Source organism: Kurthia sp. FSL E2-0154 (genome assembly GCF_038003625.1).
GTDB classification, from domain to species: domain Bacteria; phylum Bacillota; class Bacilli; order Bacillales_A; family Planococcaceae; genus Kurthia; species Kurthia gibsonii.
Genome location: NZ_JBBOPO010000001.1, coordinates 928,932 through 947,073, shown reverse-complemented (window position 1 = coordinate 947,073; position 18,142 = coordinate 928,932). Strand labels below are relative to the sequence as shown.

Genomic DNA, 18,142 nt, shown 5'->3' with positions numbered 1-18,142 from the left:
AAAGAGTAATCTATACTTGAGAGAAAAACTATATCTTCGCCACTAAACCTTTAAATAAATCATAGTTATGCTTCACACCGTCATCTAAATCAATTGTGATTTTTTGATCTGCCATATGATGTAGTAATTCATCATAAGCCTTTAATTCATCAATTTTCTTATCAAGCGACTTCAATGCTTTTTTCGCATCACTAATTTCTTTTTTTGTATAATCGCCTTCAATAATTGATAATAAATCCTTCTTCTCTGCATCCATACGAATTTGCACTTCATGTAAATAATCTGTACGAATACGAGACAGCGTAGTTTCATCATAACGATGCATGTAAATTAAACAGTTGAACGCCTTCTCTTTACCAGACGTAAATAACCAATAAATTGGACGCTTCTTATATGTTTGCACATGATCTTTGAAGAAGTAGTTTAAGAAATAACGGCGAATGACTTCTCTTGCTGTTTCTGACTTTTTACGTCCAATTGCATCTGCAATGAAATCAAGGTTTTCTTCCAATGTTTCTTCACTAAATGTAACTCGAACAAAATCAACAAACTTCGTTACAATGTCATCTTCGAAATAAGCACCATCCAAAATAGGTAAGATGTTATCTTCATCTGCTGGGAAAGTTTTGTAACGTGATGCATCAAATTCTCCACCAGCATAGATAAGACCTTCCTCGTCAAGTGAATAGCGACCTAATAAACACCCTATAACATAAGAAATAAATGATTTTATATCTAATTCTAATTGGCATTTCCGTATAGTTATATCAAGTTCTTTTATTTCTGGTAGCAATTCCTCATTTAATTTATATATTTCAATAAAAATACGATTTAATTCTTCTTCATTCTCCTTAAGTTGTTTCAAGAGATTTTTATTTTCATTGTGCCAATGTTGAACAGCCTCTGCTATCCTATTACCTGGTAAGAATTTAATAAATGGATGCTTTTCGAAATCCCAAGAGGTTTCAATTGAATCCCAATCAGCTTTAGATATAGATATATTTTCACTAACAATTTCTTCAACTCGATCCTCATATATATGACTATCAATTATTGGAAGAGATTCTATATTTCCTTTTTGAAAATTCAAAGTAGGATTAATTGAATTCAAATAGTATTCTGCTACTTTAGAATTCAAAAACCCTAAGATATAATTATGTCCTTTTTCTACCTTAGCAAATGATCCCCCTGCATCAAACAAAAATCCACCCTCACAATTTCGAGCTGAAAATTTGGATGATGTAATAGAAGACCATGTTATAGCTTTTTTAAATATATAATCAAAGTTAAAAGCGTGGGCAGGTACTTTCCCGTTTTCATCCTTGGTATTTTGAAGGCTATAGCCGTCATTTTCCCAATCTACAACAAATTCATTATTACCATACCATTTCCTGTAACCCCCACCTTTGTTATATGGAAACCATTTTTTCTGAGATTTTTTTGCCCTTTCCCTTGAAAAAATGTTTAAACCCACTTTATCAAATGAAACTTCATACCATAATTTAGTGAATTTAGAATTATCACCCGTAATCATTCCTGCTCTTGCGTTTGCAATATCACTGAATTTTTGTTCTAAAAAATTATTAATAGCATGTTCACTACACCAATAAGCTATTGGATTTCCAGGAATTTTAATAAAACTTTTCTGATTTATGATATAGCGATATGATACTAAAGGGTTTTGAATAGCTTCAATAGTCTTTACAGGTTGATTTTCATGCCCTCTAAAATTGGACAGTTTAATATAATTCCCGTCTAAGTCCACATAATAGTTTCTTAATGTAAATGTACATACTGGAACCATCGCAGGCTCAAAAGCATTGTATTCTAATTGAATTAATGAAGTAATATTTTTTTCATTTATTATTATTGTCCTTAACTTTTCGAAAGATGAAATAAACATCCATGGAAAAGGTGTTAAAAAAGCTATTTGTCCATTTCGTTTCGTTCTAAAGAAACTATATTCAACAAAAGCGGAGTAAAGATCTGATTTAGTATTAGGGAAATTCTCATTTAAATATTTTGAAACCTCTGGTGTAATATACTTAGTTCCAGCATAAGGAGGGTTGGTAATAAAAATATCATATTTTTTCTCCATGATTAATGCTTGTTTTACTAATGTTTTAAAAGTTTTTAATATACGATCCTTAATATCTAATTGAAATAAATCTGCACTTTCAGATTCAATTACTTTCAAACGAGTTTCAAAAAAATCAAAATCATAATTTTCAATCTTTATTAAAGAGCCGATAGACTTAGCATCAATAAATTGAGCAATAAATGACTTCATTTTTTCAAATGATAAACCATCTGATTCCCCTGCTAAAAAAGCAATTTCTTCATCTGTAAAACCATTAGTTTCTTGTAAAGATGCTAAGTTTAACGTTAAGCCATCTTTGTCAATACTTCTTAAAAAACGTTTGTTATGTTTCATTGCTTTCATAACAATTGAAAAACTTGCTAATTGATATGCTCGATCATCAATGTCTAAGCCGTATAAGTTTTTCTCAATGATTAGACGTGGAATTTCCCTCTCCACGTAACCACATCTACTATAAATCTCAAATAAAACATCAAACATATAAACTAAAATATGTCCGCTACCCATTGCTGGATCAAAACACTTTATATCTTCCACATTTAATTCTCTGTTAATATAAGGTGCTATTTTTTCTTCGAAATCAGGTTCTGGATTTGGATTTTCTAAATAATACTCCCAGTTTCCAATTAAATCTCTATGTTCAGGATGTGATTCAATCCAATAACGCCCTAAAGCATTTTGTACCATATAACGTACAATCCATTCTGGCGTAAATAACTGTGTTGCAAATGGTAACTCTTCAGCTTTATATCTCTTTTTGGCTTGAATAATACGATCTTTTTCCTCAGCAATATAATACTGATATAACCACCCAATAATCTCAACACTTTCCCAATCACTCTCTGCAATCACATCTGGATTTGTCATTTGACGTACAAATGAATCTGTTCCAAGTAATCCTTCTGGGAATAAGATTTCCTTGTAATCTTCAATCGTTTCAAACATAAATGGCATATAACGATTTAAATCATTACAATGTACTTTGATTAAATATTTAAACAGTTCATCAGTTTTATTTGCCATTTTCAGTTCGTAAACATATTCTTTGTCTAATTCTAAATCCAGTGACAGAGCTTCTTTCATCATATCTGGCTCTGCACTATCTGCATTATATGATGATAAAACACGTACTTTCGTTGGCAAGTAATCATTTACTTCCATGAAGCGTAGTGCAATAAAGCGGTTGAACCACGTATACGCTGTTTCCTCCATTACACGATCAAAGCCAATTTCTTCAATTCGTTTAATTAATTTGTTACGTTGGCGACGTTCAACAGCTAAAAGCTGTTTGCCGTCAATGAAGACGGCATCCGAACTTTCGACTGTTGCTGATTGAATGGAGTCAGCAGTTATCCCAATTTTTCTTGCTTGTAGTTCTACACGTTCTAATAACTCTTTACGTGCTTCTGTTGCGAACTTTTTCAGTGCGCTTTTATTCACTTCTGTCACTCCTAATCTTCAAACTCGATTTGCTTATTCGCTTTAATAATTTGTTTTAGCTTCGTAGATAATGTATTAATATACTGATCCACTTCTTTTTCACTTGATAACGTTTTTATATCCACTAGACGTTTCACATTTACTACTTCTTTTTGAATTTTATCTTCAACAAATATTGGCGGTTCTACCCCTGTATCACCTGCAACTACTTGATCCAACGCTTTTTTTCGTTTCCATTCTGCAATTTCTAGCTGAATCGACTTTAATGTCTTTTCTTTAAAATCATCACTTTGTGAAGTCATTGCATCTACTTTAAAGATGTCTTCAAATTGAGCTAGGCTCGTATTTAATCCTGTGTAGTATGCTTCAATTTGTTGCTTTGTCTCTGTAGATACACCATATTGATTTGCATAAACCATGCATTCATCGTAGGCTGTCTTTAACTTCTGTTGTACTAGCGCTTTTTTCTCTGCTAATACACCCGACATTTCATTGTTCAGCACATACACATAGGTTGAAATATCTTTAATTTTTTTGTATGGAATCGGATTTTGTACGATGTCACGAAGTGTGTTCATCGCTTCTTCTACTTCAGTACTTGCTAAATATGGTTTATTTTCTTCGTATTTTTCAAGTGCTGCTACGCCTTGCTCAAATAAGTCTTTTTGATTCGTGCTAAAGAAACTTTTCACAAGGTTGACATCGTCTTTCCAATCAGCTAAATCGTCTTCCATATTTTTTAATTTTGTTAGGAACGAAACATTATCCAATTGCTGTGTAAACTGTCCGAAATATTCCAATCCTTTATCCAACAAGCTAAGTCCAGGATATTTTACTTTCGTTGCATAGTTCGCTTTATATTGGTTAATTTCTGATACTTGTTCACGAATTGCTGCGCGAATACCTTGAACAAAACCATCTTCATCATCTGCAAAGTCCATCGGTGGGAATATTTCACGGCAAATACTTTTTGCTCTTCGTAGCAATGCTTCATCTACTTGTACACGTTTTGTGATAATTCCTTTATCTGCTTCACTTGATTTACCAAATACTGTGATTATTTTATTTGTATCTTGACCTGGTTCTAAATACTCAGAGTTATATCGAAGACGAATGCGTTGTTCTTTTAATAGCTGTGCAATTAAGCTTGCAATATCAAGTTGCTTCCATCCATAAGGTTTATCTGTAAAGCGGTCATAAATAAGTTTGACACGAATTTGTTTCTGTAAGTCTTCTTGAAAACTAATATATTCCATTATTTCTTTTTTCGCTAAATTATTTGGTCCGTTATTCATTTGTTCATCGAATGTTACTTGTTGATCGTCTTTAGCTAATAGCAAAACAAGCTCACGTTCTTGTTCCACAAATTCTTTAATATAAGCTAATTTTGTATATACATTATCCACTAGATGTTTAAAGGCTGTATTAATTTTTTCTTTTACAGAAGAACCCTTCACTTCTAACTTTTCACCATTGACATAAAAAGTTCCTTCTTTAATTGCGTACTCTAATAGTTCGCGTACTCTGCGACGTCTTTCGCGTACTTCTGCTTGTTTGTTGTTTAAGATATTCTGAATGTTTTCCGGTAGCTGTGTGATATTCTTCTTTTTACGATATTCTTCAATACGAAGCGCTTCCTCAATCTCATCCATATATCCTTCATTACCACCAAGTTTTATAACCAATTCATCATGACGTGAAGATAACATCATTAATTCCTGTTCACTTTTTTGATAATGATCTGAAAGAGGTGATAAAATTTGTAGACTAATCGAAGCAGACTGTGTACCATATGTCTTTTCATCCATCACTTGGTTGTAAGAGAATGTATATTGTTTCGAATAGATGTAACGCTTTTCTTCATATAAATCATTGAAAATATATTGTGCTAGTTCACGTTTAATAATCTCTTCATCAATATTAATTTGTTTAATTTCACGGTTAACATCTTGTTCATCATCTGTTAAGAAAATAAAATGATCTCCATTTTGAGCAATCAATGTTTGTCCAATTAGTTTTCGTAATGCACGTTGAATTTTTTCTTTTAATTCAAGTTTATCTTCATCAATATGTGTGACCATTAAAGTTGCGATATTGTCGATATTTGCTGGTAGTTCTTTAATATATTTAAGCATAAAAAGAACTTTTAAAAGATCCGTATTAAACTCATCATCGGAAAGCGCTGGGTTCATTTTTGCTCCTTCAATAACACGTGTAATCGATGGATTTAAAAATTCTTTAATCGTGTCATAAAATGCATAGAACGGTATTAAAGCACCCTCTTCAGCATCCTTAAATTGCAGTCCAGCCTCTTTAAACGCTGAAAGCATTGAACGCTCACCTTCTGATAAGTGTTTACCAGATGAACCATGTTTACGAACTTGTTCGAATACGTTTTGCAGTAATTTAAATTGATATGGTACAAACGGATATACTTCTGCAAACTCTATATCATCCGCATAACCACGTAAATCTGCTGTATTTTCCTTAAAGCTAATTAAATTTTTAAGCACAGCACTTTTATTTGGGAAATCTGCACGAAGTCGGTCATAAATGTGTGGTTGCTTTTCTAAAATACGTTTCTTAATAACTTCATCTACGGAAATGGATGATAATGATAAACGTGTATCAAAACGTCCTTGAATACGTGAAAAGTCATCACCTTTTACTTTAATAATTGAGTCAATGCTTTCCTGTGAAGTCACCATTACCCATACTTTTCCATGTGCATATGTTCCTAAATCTTCTGTAAGTGTTTGTAAATTGAGCATCAAGTTACGGCTATCACCTATATACTGTCCAATCTCATCAACCAAGAAGACCAAGTGGAAGTTTGGTCCTTTACTATCGATGTACGACTTTACATCTTTCGCAAACTTTTCAATGCTGATTTCAAAGTTATTAACCCCATTATCAAACCAGTTACCAGCTGATTCCTCTGTCATGTTATTTGCTTTTACTAACGCACCAATAACATAATCACGATCAAAGTAAAAACTATTGCGTCGGTCTTCCCATGACTCACCTGCAAGTACTTTAAACTCTTCTTTAAACGCACCATAAACACCCTGCTCATCTAAATATTTCTCCATCTCTGCAACGCCTGGGATGTCGCCATAATAGCCGCGATGCTCATAAAAAACTTTCATAAACACACGTAAAATTGCATCTTCTTTTGATTTATTATCTAGAGAACTTTTTGAATCAATATTGAACAAAATAACTTCTGTATCAACATCTGCTGTTCGTTTCATGTTCGCGTAAACAAGCGCATCTTTAATTTTATCTTCAAAGAAATCGACAGGTTTTTTCCCTTGAACCGTACTATTTTCTAAAAGATAGGCAAGAATTTTTAAGAAGTGTGATTTACCTGAACCGAAGAAGCCAGAAATCCAAACACCCATTTTATCTGTATTGCCTTGAATGCCTTTTATGTAGTTATCATAAAACTTTGAAAAGTGTGTATGTAACTCTTTTGTTACAACATACTCATCTAGCTCTTGGTAAATGTCTTCTTCATTTTTTTGTCCAACTTTAATAACGCCACGAATATCACGTTCAATATCTTTTACAAACATTTGTTTTAATTGCATGTGTGTCCCTCCATTTTATCAATTTCGCCTCATCAAAATTTTGCTATATTTTAGTTAATCAACTAAACGAAATGCACGATAATAATTATCGTCTTTAAATTTATTAAATAACTGTAGTGACTGACCATCATACTGCCCTGGAAAAAACATAATTACCGGTATTTTATCTAATACTTCTTGTAAATTGTTTAAAATATTATGTGAACGTACAAAAGGATATACTTTTCCTACGCCTGTAAGTAATACAACATTGTGATCTTCGATTTGCTCTTCGATTTTATTTAAAAATATTTCTGGTTTGGCAAACGTAGTCATCGCTTTAAACAGTGCATCTTTACCCTGCTTTGACTCCATTTCTGGAATACGATCAAAAATTCGTTTCTCTTTTGTGATATCTATTAGCATTTTGTACAAATCGAATTCAATTATTTTTCTATTATATAAACCATCCTTAAATTCTTTATGCAAATTCATCACATGTTCGCGGACTAATAACTCGTCTTTAGGATTGTAATCAAAAATATAGAAGCTAATTTCATTTCCTAGCCCTCGCCCTTCAATGAATTTATCTTCTTTAATACGCTCGCTAATTTGTCTTAATTGCTCTTTTAAAGTCACCATTCTATCACTCCCCCATCACTTTCACATAATTCTTTTCACCTATGCTTTGGAGATGTTCACTTACTTGGCTATCTACAATCAAACGATTTAATTCGCCTGTTTTTAAACTCTCTAATATTCCAACTTCTAACAATATTTTTTTAAATACTTGTTTCAACTTAGCAATAGTTGAATCCGACCAATTAGATATCGTAGTATTTTGTTCTATTTTTGTTGCAAAGAAAAAGTTCACATCCATTTTATCAATATAATAATTATCTTTCTTCAACTTTTCAGCAACTACTTCTTGCATAAATTCATAGAAGAGACGATCTGCTTTCATAATGGCGTAAAGATTAATAACTTTCCCTACTTCAAAACTTTCTTCTATTAATAACTTTCTTAATGTTCCATCTAATACATCGACACGTTTTAAAATATAAGGCAGAGCTCTCTTGACACTAGATAGCTTATCGTACTGAAAGATATTTTCATCTAATACTTTATAACGGATATCTTTATCTGAAAATCCAGCTTCTTTAAGTTTAGCAATTTGCTTCACTTCATAAAGCATAAAGCCCGCACCTGTTAACGCCGAAGAATATTCTAAATCCATACTTTCACATCCCTCGTTTTTTATATTTTATACTTTAATAATATTTCAAAATAACCAAAGTTTGATTTCCAACTATTTAATCTTTTTTATAATGACTTTATAACCTTGCGTTACTAATAAAATTGTCATTGATTTCAGATAAATTTATTACTTTTTTATTATTCTTTTATTATTGTATCTCTAATTAATATTTGATTCAATTTAATATTTACATTTTATTTATAAATACCATGGCAAGTAACTTCTATACTTTTTAATCTAGTTCAGCAAGCTTTTTGAAAGTGTTTTATCTCCTATACCTTTACCCTATGTTAAGAAAATAACTTTAAACAATCCAACCTTTCTATCTAGCGAAAACATTCTATAGCAAAAAGAAACGATAATAACAACTTAAGTTCACATAGCTACTTTTTACATTAGATGGACGTGTGGGCGTGACTTCTGCGGGAACAGTACGAGCGGAATATCCATGTTGGCGATGAATCGCCAACATGAGATGAAGCCGTGCCCGCGAAAAGCATCGCCCAAAACGAACATCCTAATACAACTTAAAAAGCCTCAGCATATAAAATACTGAAGCTTTCTTATTTTTATTTATCCTTCTTTTTGCTCTGCCACATAGCTATTCAATACGTCTTCCACAAACTGAAGATGTGTTGTCATCGCTTCGTTTGCTTGGTCAATATTTTGTGATTCAATCGCATTAAAGATATGTAAATGTTGCGCATTCAATGCTTCAAATGTCGCTTGCTCATCATATAAACAGATGAGACGTGTATCATGAATGACTTCGCTCATCACATCATTCACTGTTTTAAAAAGAGATTGTAACATCTCATTATGTGTTGCTTTCGCAATTGTATAGTGGAACGCTAAATCAGCTTGTTCGGCAATTTTCGGTTGATCTGTATGATCATACATCTCTTGTAAATGCCCTTTTAATGCAGCTAAATCTTCCATCGTCCGATTTTCTGCGGCACTTTTCACCATACCTACTTCTAATACACGACGGACTTCTAGCAGTTCGGCAATATCTTTTTTCGTCATGAGTAGCGCAGATGCAAGCGGTATTCCTAGTGTACGCCCATCAAAATTTTTAACGAAGGTCCCCTCACCTTGTTTCATCTCGATTAAGCCCATCGCACGCAATGCTGTTAATGCCTCGCGAATCGTTGAACGCCCTACATCAAACTGACGACTTAATTCTTCTACCGAATCTAGACGGTCTCCTGGCAATAGTTCCCCAGATTTAATTAATGCCATTAATTGTTCCGCGACTTCTTCGTAAATTTTTTTACGTTGTACGATTTTAATTCCCATTACCCCCACCTCTTATCCTCATTTTAGCATATTTCATCTCGCTTCTTCCTACTTTTTCTACTCAACACGTATTTTAATTTTTGTGACATAATTTTCTAATTCTGAAACAGCTGTTTCTTCAAACACATACTCCTCATACGCATCACTCGCTAATCGCATTTGTTGATTTCGTACATATTGCTGGATACGCTCATAAGTTGTATGTTTTTTCGATTCTTCCCCAATATGATAGGCAACTACGTAGAACCCCTTCTCCTTCACATGAATCGGCACTTGACGTTTGGTCGGCGCGATTTTTGTGTATAAATTAACATAGTTCTCGTAATCTTCGTTTTCAATTTCTTCTATTTGTAAAATCGCTCCAATTGGATAGCCAATATCTAATTCTTCATTATAAACAAACTCAATCAAGTCAGAAATCGCATGTAAGAAGGCTTTATCATCTGTATTTTTAACATCTGCACTAATGAAAAAACGCTCTTCTTCTTCAGGTTGAATACGAATTGTTGTAAAATCTGTCGCCATTCCTTCTTTTGTAATCGCCAATTTTGTATCAACAATGCGCTCCAACTGCTTCAAATGCTTCATTTTTTGTTGTAGCTCACGCTTTTTTTCTTCAAATAATGTCACAAACTGCTCTGGTGATTTTGTTGCTAAAAACTGTTTAATCTCCTTCAATGGCATATTCAATTCTTTTAATAATTCGATGACACTAAAGACATCGAATTGTTGATAGGAATAGTAACGATAACCATTATCGAGCTTCACTTCTGGTTTTAATAAACCAATTTCATCATAGTGAAATAATGTTTGTTTTCGCACATTACATAAACGGGCAAATTCGCCTGTTGTAAAAAAACCTTTTAATTTTTCTCTTTCCATCTACATTTCCCCCTTGACTATACGGTAACCATATACTTTAGCATTATAACTACGAAAGGAATTGATATCGTGACAACCGCAACACAACAAGATCCAATGGCGCTTAAACTTCAAACAAGCCCACCTAAAAAACTATTTTTATCTTATTTATTCCCATCGCTTTTCGGCATGTTACTCATGGCAAGTAATATTCTCGTCGATGGCATCTTCGTCAGTCATGGCGTTGGTGAACAGGCACTTGCCGGTGTGAATATTGCCACACCGATTTTCTCTATTTTATTAGCTGTATCGCTCTGGATTGGGATGGGCGGTGCGACCTTATTCTCCATCGCACTTGGCGAAAATAAATTTCAAAAAGCACATGCCATCTTTACACGCTCAATTATTTTAACGTTAGTGATTGTAGGCATTCTAATCGTGATTGGGTTATGGAAACTTAAAGCAGTCGCTTACCTTTTTGGTGCAAGTGAAGTGACCTATCCGTATGTACGTGATTATCTATGGGTCATTCTCATTTTCGGTTTTGTCTTTGTACTTGAAAATATTTTAAGTATTTTCATTCGAAATGACGGGAATCCGAAATTAGCTATGACGGGTTTAGGTGTCACAGCCGTTTTAAATGTCGTACTTAATTATTTCTTTATTTTCGTTTGGCAATGGGGTGTCTCTGGTGCCGCATATGCGACTGGTATTGCCACACTAATTGGTCTATGTATTCTATTACTTCATTTCCGTACACCTGCAAATCATCTACACTTTGTAAAGCCTACTCGTTCACTACGTGGTATGCTCGATATTTTAAAAATCGGTTTACCAAGTTATGTCGTCGAGATGAGTTTTGCTGTCATCGTTGTGATGTATAATCTTACTTTCCTTCATTATACAGGAGAAGTGGGTGTCACAGCATTTGCGATCATCAATTATTTGCACGCGGTCTTTTTAATGATTTTCATTGCAGTAGGTGCTTCGATTCAACCGCTTGTAAGTTATCATTACGGCGCGCGACTTTATGATCGTTTAAAATCGTTTTTATTACTTGGCATTTTAACTGCGACCATTATTGGTGTGCTCTTACTCATCATCGGGATTTTCGGAAAATCCTTACTCATCAAACTATTTGGTGTTGATGATCCAACTGTTGTCGTCTTTACGGAAAAAGGGATTCTCCTTTACTTCACAGGTTATATTTTCTTAGGCTTCAATTTAGTAATTGCAGAGTATTTCCAAGCGATTAAACGCATTCGCCTTTCCGTATTAATTGTACTAAGTAGAAGTATTCTACTCTTTATGCCATTACTTATTTTACTACCAATGGCATTGCCAAGCATTACAATCTGGCTTGCCTTCCCGATTGCTGAAGGATTAACATGTATCATTTTATTAATCTGTATGAAGTGGGTACCAAAAGCAAATCCAATACCAAAATAAAAATGAGAGGTCGCCTAAACGAGCGACTTCTCATTTTTTCTTGCTTCTACTGCCATGCGTTTTTGTACGCGGTCATTGTGTGAGCTAACCATTGCTACATGGCTAGCAGTTGGTTCGATGTGTAGTTTCGCACCATTCACTGCATTAACAGCATCTTGGAAACAGCCGACTAATAGATTTACTTTCCCTTCGTACTTAGCGATATCCCCTGCCACAAAAATACCTGGCATATCCGTTTTACCTGTAGCAGTCGAAGCAATGGCATGGTCGATTCGTTCAAGCGGAATCGATACGTCATATTGTAATGTTTGATCTAAATCAAAGCCATGACTGACAATCATATGATCAACGGAGATCATTTTTTCACCTGCTGCTTGTTCAATCGTTACATTTTCTATACAATTCGTATTTTCATTAGCATGAACTTGTGTAATCTGTGTTTGCGTATGAACTGTAGCATGCTGCATCACCTGTTCCACTTGAGCTTCATGAGCAGATAAGGTTTCGCCGCGGTAGACAACATGAATTTCTTTGGCAATACCATGTAATTCATTTGCCCAGTCAACAGCTGTGTTACCGCCACCTGAAATGAGTACTACTTGATCGCGGAACTGTTCAAACTCACGTACAACATAGTGCATATTTTGCACATCTTCTTTTGGAACACCTGCTACTTGTAACTTCTGTGGTTGAATAATTCCGCCACCAACTGCGACAATGACCGAGCGACTCATATGCGTTCCTTTATTTGTTTCAATATGGAATGTTCCATCTAGTTGATCGACAATACGTTCTACTTTCGTTTCTACATACACAGTTGGATGGAACGTTAGACCTTGTTCAATGAGTTGTTTGATGAAGGCATCACCAGTAATTGGGGGCTGACCACCAATATCCCAAATCTTCTTTTCAGGGAATAGACGCACTTTACCACCTAATTCAGATTGGAACTCAATTATTTTTGTTTTCATATTACGCAGTCCGGCATAAAATGCGGCATATAATCCTGCTGGTCCTCCGCCAATAATCGTTACATCATATATCTCTGTCATGTTCATCTGCTCCTTTACATTGTTGTCCATGCGACGATTTGTTTTCTTCTGTAAGTTGAAGGTGCATAACCTGTTTGTTTTTTAAATACACGACTAAAATAGAAACAATCATCATATCCTACACGCTCTGCTACTTCTGCAATGGATAAATCCACACGTTCTAGTAATTCTTTCGCTTTTGAAATGCGATACGCTGTAATATACGCGTTCGGTGATAACCCGGTATGTTTTTCAAATAAATAAGCAAGACGACGACGCTCAATTTGAAATTTCTCTGCAATTTTTGTGACATTAATTTTCTCGCGATAGTGTTGTTGAATATAAGCAACGATGGACTCCATCACATCTACCGTCGATTGAAGCTGTTGATCGCGTACACCTTCCATACAGCGTTCGATGAGTTGGAAAAAGAGCGTGCGACGTTGAAGTGCTGCCATCGCTCCTGGTAGCGCCTGCATATCCAATAATCGAACGGCATCTTCTAAATAAATTGTGGTATCTGATACGCGCAGCACGAAAGCATCATCATATAAATCATCATCGGATCGAATGGCTACTTGATACTGTGCAACGATAAATTGTACATCTTGTTCACCACAATTTTCAATATGAAGTGTTTCACGTTCGTGAATATGTAAAATACGACCTGGTGTAATAAAGAATTTCTCACGACCACTGTGCACCCAGGCTTTTCCGCTTACTGGGAAGATAAATGCACTCGATTGTGTATGAATATGTGTTAATTTATGTTCAGCTAAAATATGCTCTTGAAAGACATTCGTTAAAGAAACAGCTGCTTTTGCAAAGTATGCTGTTACATCCATCATTGTTAAATCCATCGACATAACCTCCATAACTAATACATTCATTATAAATGATAATGATTATCAATTTCAAGTTTAATTGATAAAAATTCTCAATTAATGTGAAAAATCCTTTTAGAAAAGAAAAAACTAGCATCACCTGATAAGACGATACTAGTTTTTCACATTCAATTATTTAACGAATTTATATTCTTTTTCTTTACCATCATCAAACTTCACTTCTAGTTTGATAGACTTGTAATTATCATCGATTTTAATATTATCCATGATTTGTTTCTTCACTTCTTCATCTGATGAGTTTTGGTCAAACGTGAACTTCTCAACAATTGGTTGCAGTTCACCTAGAGCTTCATCACCCGTCTTTTTCGTATTGTCACGCTCATCTTCTATTTCTGCTACATCGCCATTACTCTTCTTCTCATATTCAAATGTGTAGTCACCTTTATCATACTCAACATCAAGATCCATTTTTTTGTACGGTTGCTCTGCTACTTTTTCATTCGTTGAGCTATCGTCTTTTGAAGAGTCAGTTGAAGATGAAGATGACGACGAATCATTTGTAGTATCTGATGCAGGCTCCTCTACTTTTGTTTCTTCTTTCTTCTCATCCTTATCTGTGCTACATGCTGCCAACGATAACGCTAATAATGGAACTGCATAAAGAGCTAATTTTTTATTCATTAATAGTACACGTCCTTTCAATAGCACTTTTCCACATTTTCTTTTTTTAAAACATTTTAGACCTATATTTACTCTATAATTCAAAAACTCTCGTATGATGAATATCTTGAAAATGAATTAAATGAAGCACTTCATCTGAAATTTCCGCTAATTGTCCAGGATGTTTGTTATGTCCAATCAATAATGACATCAAATAAAACTGTTTTTTTGTCTTTTCTGCATTCATCTGTTCGATTACTGTTTCCGGAATATGACAGACACCATCCGTAATAAATAATACTTCCCCTTTTGTCGAATGCTTCATAAATTGAATGGCTTGTTGAAGCGGCTTTTCAAAATTTGTTCCGCCTCCAATATACGACTGTGCAAATTGAAGAAATTGAGGGATTTTATATTTCCCTTTTTTAAAATGCTGAATTTGCTGATAATCCACATCACCACTAAATGGAATAAACACAAAATCTCGACGATCTTGTTTCGCCATACTAAGTAAAGCCATTAAAAAACCTTTTCCTTGTACGTCTAAATCTTGCATACTACTACTCTCGTCATAACAAATAATGAGTGCGCCCTTTTCTTTTTTCGTGCGCTCTTTATAATCATACATGCGGGTTCTTCCTTCTGAAAAACGCACAAGAAAATCAAGTTTTGCTTCAGGTGTTTCAGATTTCAAATACTCAATAGGTAATAAACGCTCTGCTTTTTGTCCTGTTGTTACAGTCCCTTTTAGTATGGAAGCAGTTTTCGTTTGAACGCGCTTTTGTTTCGCTGAAATTTTAAATTTTTTCGCCCATTCAGCCATTTGTTGTAGTTCTGATTGCTTTTCTAGTGCATCTGCTAAAGCCAACTGATCATAAATCGGTGTTTGCTGTCTCTCTTGTTTTCGTTGTTGCAAACTACTGAGTAAATCTTCTACATATTCTACTTGCTCTAAAACATGCTGTATCTCTTTTTTAAATGCATCTTCTAATGACTCATCTTCCGGTTGTTCCAGTTGACGTAAAAATAAATAGCCAAATCTTAGTGTCGCAAGCGTCGTAATCAGTTTATCACCCATCGCTTGTTGTAAAAAAAGCGGAAACTCTTGTAGTTCACTTAGTATTTGTAAAGGAGAAGTCGTTTTAAATTCGGTCTTTCCAGTGTAGAGCATACACCATACATCACGTACTAATTGTGGTAATTGTTCCTGTTTTTCAACTAATTGTTGCAGTCCTTCATGATGCGTGAGTAAGTCGTTATATGCTTGCATCGTAAATCGGTCGATATCCATCAGTTGACTATTTAACTCATTATGCAACTACATCACTTCCTCCGCTATTTTTTCATGTAGTTGTGCTTTCCATTCATTTAACTTTTGCAGTTCTTCTTCTGTTGGTGACTCTATCATCATTTCTTGTTCGATTTGCTGCCACTTCATTAAAACGGCTGAAGCAAACTGTGCATATTCCTCATATTGAATCATCTCTGCTTGTTTGAGTACTGCATGTTTCGCATCTACTTCCATACGCAAACGATTCAATTGCACAAACAATTGGTCGATGACTGTTTTTGTATAAGGTGCAAGTAAATCTTGTACCGTCTCACGATCTTCCGACTCAATCCATAAACAATCTACTAACACACGAAAATCCGACTGCTTCACTTCGTCGCGTCCTTGTAAATATGCTTCAGCTTGTAAGATCGATAAACATTGCTTCGTGCGGCGATCAGACACAACAATCCCTGCATCTTTCAATTTAAAATGAATATCCGTCAACATTTCAATCATCGTCTGCGGAATGTGAACTGCTTTTGTTTCAGCGTGGATAACCTGTATCTCCTCTGCCGTTAGACGAGGTAGTGTAATCTCATCTGTATTCCCCTGTAACATCTGCATGAAGTGCGTAGGCGTTTGAATCGCTTCTACTTCACGGCGAATTAAAAAGCGATCATACAATGCATTCAAACGGTCTTCTTCTGGAAATTCATTACTTGCACCGATTAATGTGAACAGTGGTGTCGTCAATTCTTCGGTACCATTTTCAAAGCGATGTTCATTCATAATTTTTAATAAACTATTAAGTAAATCAGATGTTGCTTTAAACACTTCATCTAAAAAAGCTACATGTGCCGTTGGGAGCTGTCCTTCAATATTTCGTTCCATCACACCTTCTTTTAAACGGTCAAAGCGGACAGATCCGAATAATTCTTCTGGTTGTGTGGTCGGTGAAATTAGTCGCTTGAATGTACCATAAGTTGTCGGTAATACATGCATGAATTGGTCGACAATATTTGATTTCGCAACACCGGGCGCACCAATCAATAGGACATTTTTTTGCGCACAGATACCGAGTAAGATGGCATGAATTTCATGTTGTCGTTCGATAAAGTGTGCATTTAGTTGTTGTTCAATTTGCTGTAATTTTTGTACTTCAGGCTTCATTCTATTTGCCACCTTCTATTCGTTTTAAAAATTGTTCGATTAGGACATGTGTAAAAGCAGGGTACTGCGAATCTTGTTGTATAAAATCTCGAAGTGCCGCTTCATCCTCTAACCACATCGCTTGAATAGGAATACGGTCAAAATCAAGTTGTTCTTGTTCCTTTTCTGTATAACTACAAGCTAAAAAACGCGGTGTGATATTTGCATAGGCTTCTTTCAACTCGTTATTCTCGGCATGAATCGTTGCACCGTATTTACGCTCATCATATTGTACAAATGGAGATGTAGTATTTTGACGTAAATCATACATCGCATAAATCATATATCGTTTACGCTCTGTTAAATAAGGCAGTGCAAAATCAGAACAGCTTAACTGAAATAAAGGATTATAGCGATAACAAAATAGATGGTCTTCATCTGGGTAAATCCCAAGCCCTTTAATCACGCGACTGTAAGCAAATTCTGTTAGAGCGGTTTTCGTCTTACCTCGCGTTGTATCACGCACTAAAAATTTCGAAAGATTTAATATGAATCCTGGTACGTCAGCTGTTTTAAACATCGTTTTAAAATCGTATAGTACGTCATATCCTGCAAATAGGTGGTAGTTATACGTGATACCATCATCTGAAATCCCAAGCCAGTCTTGTTGTAAATCTACTTTTTTCAATGTGGGTGTTACATGGAAAATCGTCTCAAACCATGTATGACATACTGTTAAAAAATCGTCTATATTCTTTTTTTCATTCCAGTTTTTTTCAGTGAATGAGAGGAGTGTTTCTTGTTGAACATATACGACTTCTTTCATTAGCCATTCTAAGTAATAGGCTACTTGATCGTATAAAATACGTGCGCTTTCTGCTGAAATGGGTTGTCCAATCACTGCTTCATTTTGCACTAGTTTTACTAGCTCTTTTTCAATCGCTTGATATTGCTGTCTGACGCTACTAGCTGATTGAAAACGTGTCACTTTTTGCTCTAGTGACTGCTTCATCTCCTCTAATTGACGTGGTAAATGCGTCAACATGTGCTGAATAGTTTGTGCATCTAACTGTAGCTGGATACAAGGTATTTGTTTCGGTACGATATAGAAAGGTTGCTGGATTAATTCCTCTGGTTTTATATTTTTTAACCGCGCGGTATCTGCAACCATATAAAATTCATTCAACGAGCTCTTCCTCTCTCA

Annotated in this window: 13 protein-coding genes; 1 reads left to right on the top strand and 12 read right to left on the bottom strand. The window is 34.9% G+C overall.

The window, feature by feature from the left end; translation table 11 throughout:
• Positions 1-28: 28 nt before the first annotated feature.
• The 6 genes from pglX to MHB75_RS04505 all read right to left on the bottom strand — a co-directional run bounded on the left by pglX (position 29) and on the right by MHB75_RS04505 (position 10,552).
• Positions 29-3,541, bottom strand: a complete 3,513-nt coding sequence (pglX, locus tag MHB75_RS04530) for a BREX-1 system adenine-specific DNA-methyltransferase PglX (protein ID WP_340996125.1) — start codon at positions 3,539-3,541, stop codon at positions 29-31.
• 11 nt (positions 3,542-3,552) lie between these two features.
• The gene (brxC, locus tag MHB75_RS04525; protein WP_340996123.1) at positions 3,553-7,134 is read right to left on the bottom strand and encodes a BREX system P-loop protein BrxC; all 3,582 of its coding nucleotides are present in this window, start codon (positions 7,132-7,134) and stop codon (positions 3,553-3,555) included.
• Positions 7,135-7,188: 54 nt separating this feature from the next.
• Positions 7,189-7,755, bottom strand: coding sequence for a DUF1788 domain-containing protein (locus MHB75_RS04520; RefSeq protein WP_285216308.1), 567 nt, complete (start codon positions 7,753-7,755; stop codon positions 7,189-7,191).
• A 4-nt stretch (positions 7,756-7,759) separates the two neighbouring features.
• A complete protein-coding gene (locus MHB75_RS04515; protein WP_340996121.1) occupies positions 7,760-8,350 on the bottom strand; it encodes a DUF1819 family protein in 591 nt (196 codons plus the stop codon).
• Between the two features lie 594 nt (positions 8,351-8,944).
• Positions 8,945-9,670, bottom strand: coding sequence for a FadR/GntR family transcriptional regulator (locus tag MHB75_RS04510; RefSeq protein WP_340996120.1), 726 nt, complete (start codon positions 9,668-9,670; stop codon positions 8,945-8,947).
• 57 nt (positions 9,671-9,727) lie between these two features.
• A complete protein-coding gene (locus MHB75_RS04505; protein ID WP_340996118.1) occupies positions 9,728-10,552 on the bottom strand; it encodes a MerR family transcriptional regulator in 825 nt (274 codons plus the stop codon).
• A 69-nt stretch (positions 10,553-10,621) separates the two neighbouring features.
• Here MHB75_RS04505 and MHB75_RS04500 point away from each other — a divergent pair, with 69 nt between their 5' ends.
• The gene (locus MHB75_RS04500) at positions 10,622-11,980 is read left to right on the top strand and encodes an MATE family efflux transporter (protein ID WP_340996117.1); all 1,359 of its coding nucleotides are present in this window, start codon (positions 10,622-10,624) and stop codon (positions 11,978-11,980) included.
• A 14-nt stretch (positions 11,981-11,994) separates the two neighbouring features.
• On the opposite strand, the gene MHB75_RS04495 is transcribed toward MHB75_RS04500, so the two are convergent.
• The 6 genes from MHB75_RS04495 to MHB75_RS04470 form a co-directional block, all read right to left on the bottom strand.
• Complete coding sequence (locus tag MHB75_RS04495; protein ID WP_340996116.1) at positions 11,995-13,032, bottom strand: NAD(P)/FAD-dependent oxidoreductase; 1,038 nt, start codon at positions 13,030-13,032, stop codon at positions 11,995-11,997.
• A gap of 14 nt (positions 13,033-13,046) precedes the next feature.
• The gene (locus MHB75_RS04490) at positions 13,047-13,871 is read right to left on the bottom strand and encodes an AraC family transcriptional regulator (RefSeq protein WP_170214740.1); all 825 of its coding nucleotides are present in this window, start codon (positions 13,869-13,871) and stop codon (positions 13,047-13,049) included.
• 156 nt (positions 13,872-14,027) lie between these two features.
• Complete coding sequence (locus MHB75_RS04485) at positions 14,028-14,537, bottom strand: YusW family protein (protein ID WP_340996113.1); 510 nt, start codon at positions 14,535-14,537, stop codon at positions 14,028-14,030.
• A gap of 73 nt (positions 14,538-14,610) precedes the next feature.
• A complete protein-coding gene (locus MHB75_RS04480; RefSeq protein WP_340996112.1) occupies positions 14,611-15,834 on the bottom strand; it encodes a VWA domain-containing protein in 1,224 nt (407 codons plus the stop codon).
• The gene (locus MHB75_RS04475; RefSeq protein ID WP_340996111.1) at positions 15,835-16,959 is read right to left on the bottom strand and encodes an AAA family ATPase; all 1,125 of its coding nucleotides are present in this window, start codon (positions 16,957-16,959) and stop codon (positions 15,835-15,837) included.
• Position 16,960: 1 nt separating this feature from the next.
• Positions 16,961-18,124 carry a hypothetical protein gene (locus tag MHB75_RS04470; RefSeq protein ID WP_340996109.1) on the bottom strand — a complete coding sequence of 388 codons (1,164 nt, stop codon included), beginning with the start codon at positions 18,122-18,124 and terminating at the stop codon, positions 16,961-16,963.
• Positions 18,125-18,142: the final 18 nt, after the last annotated feature.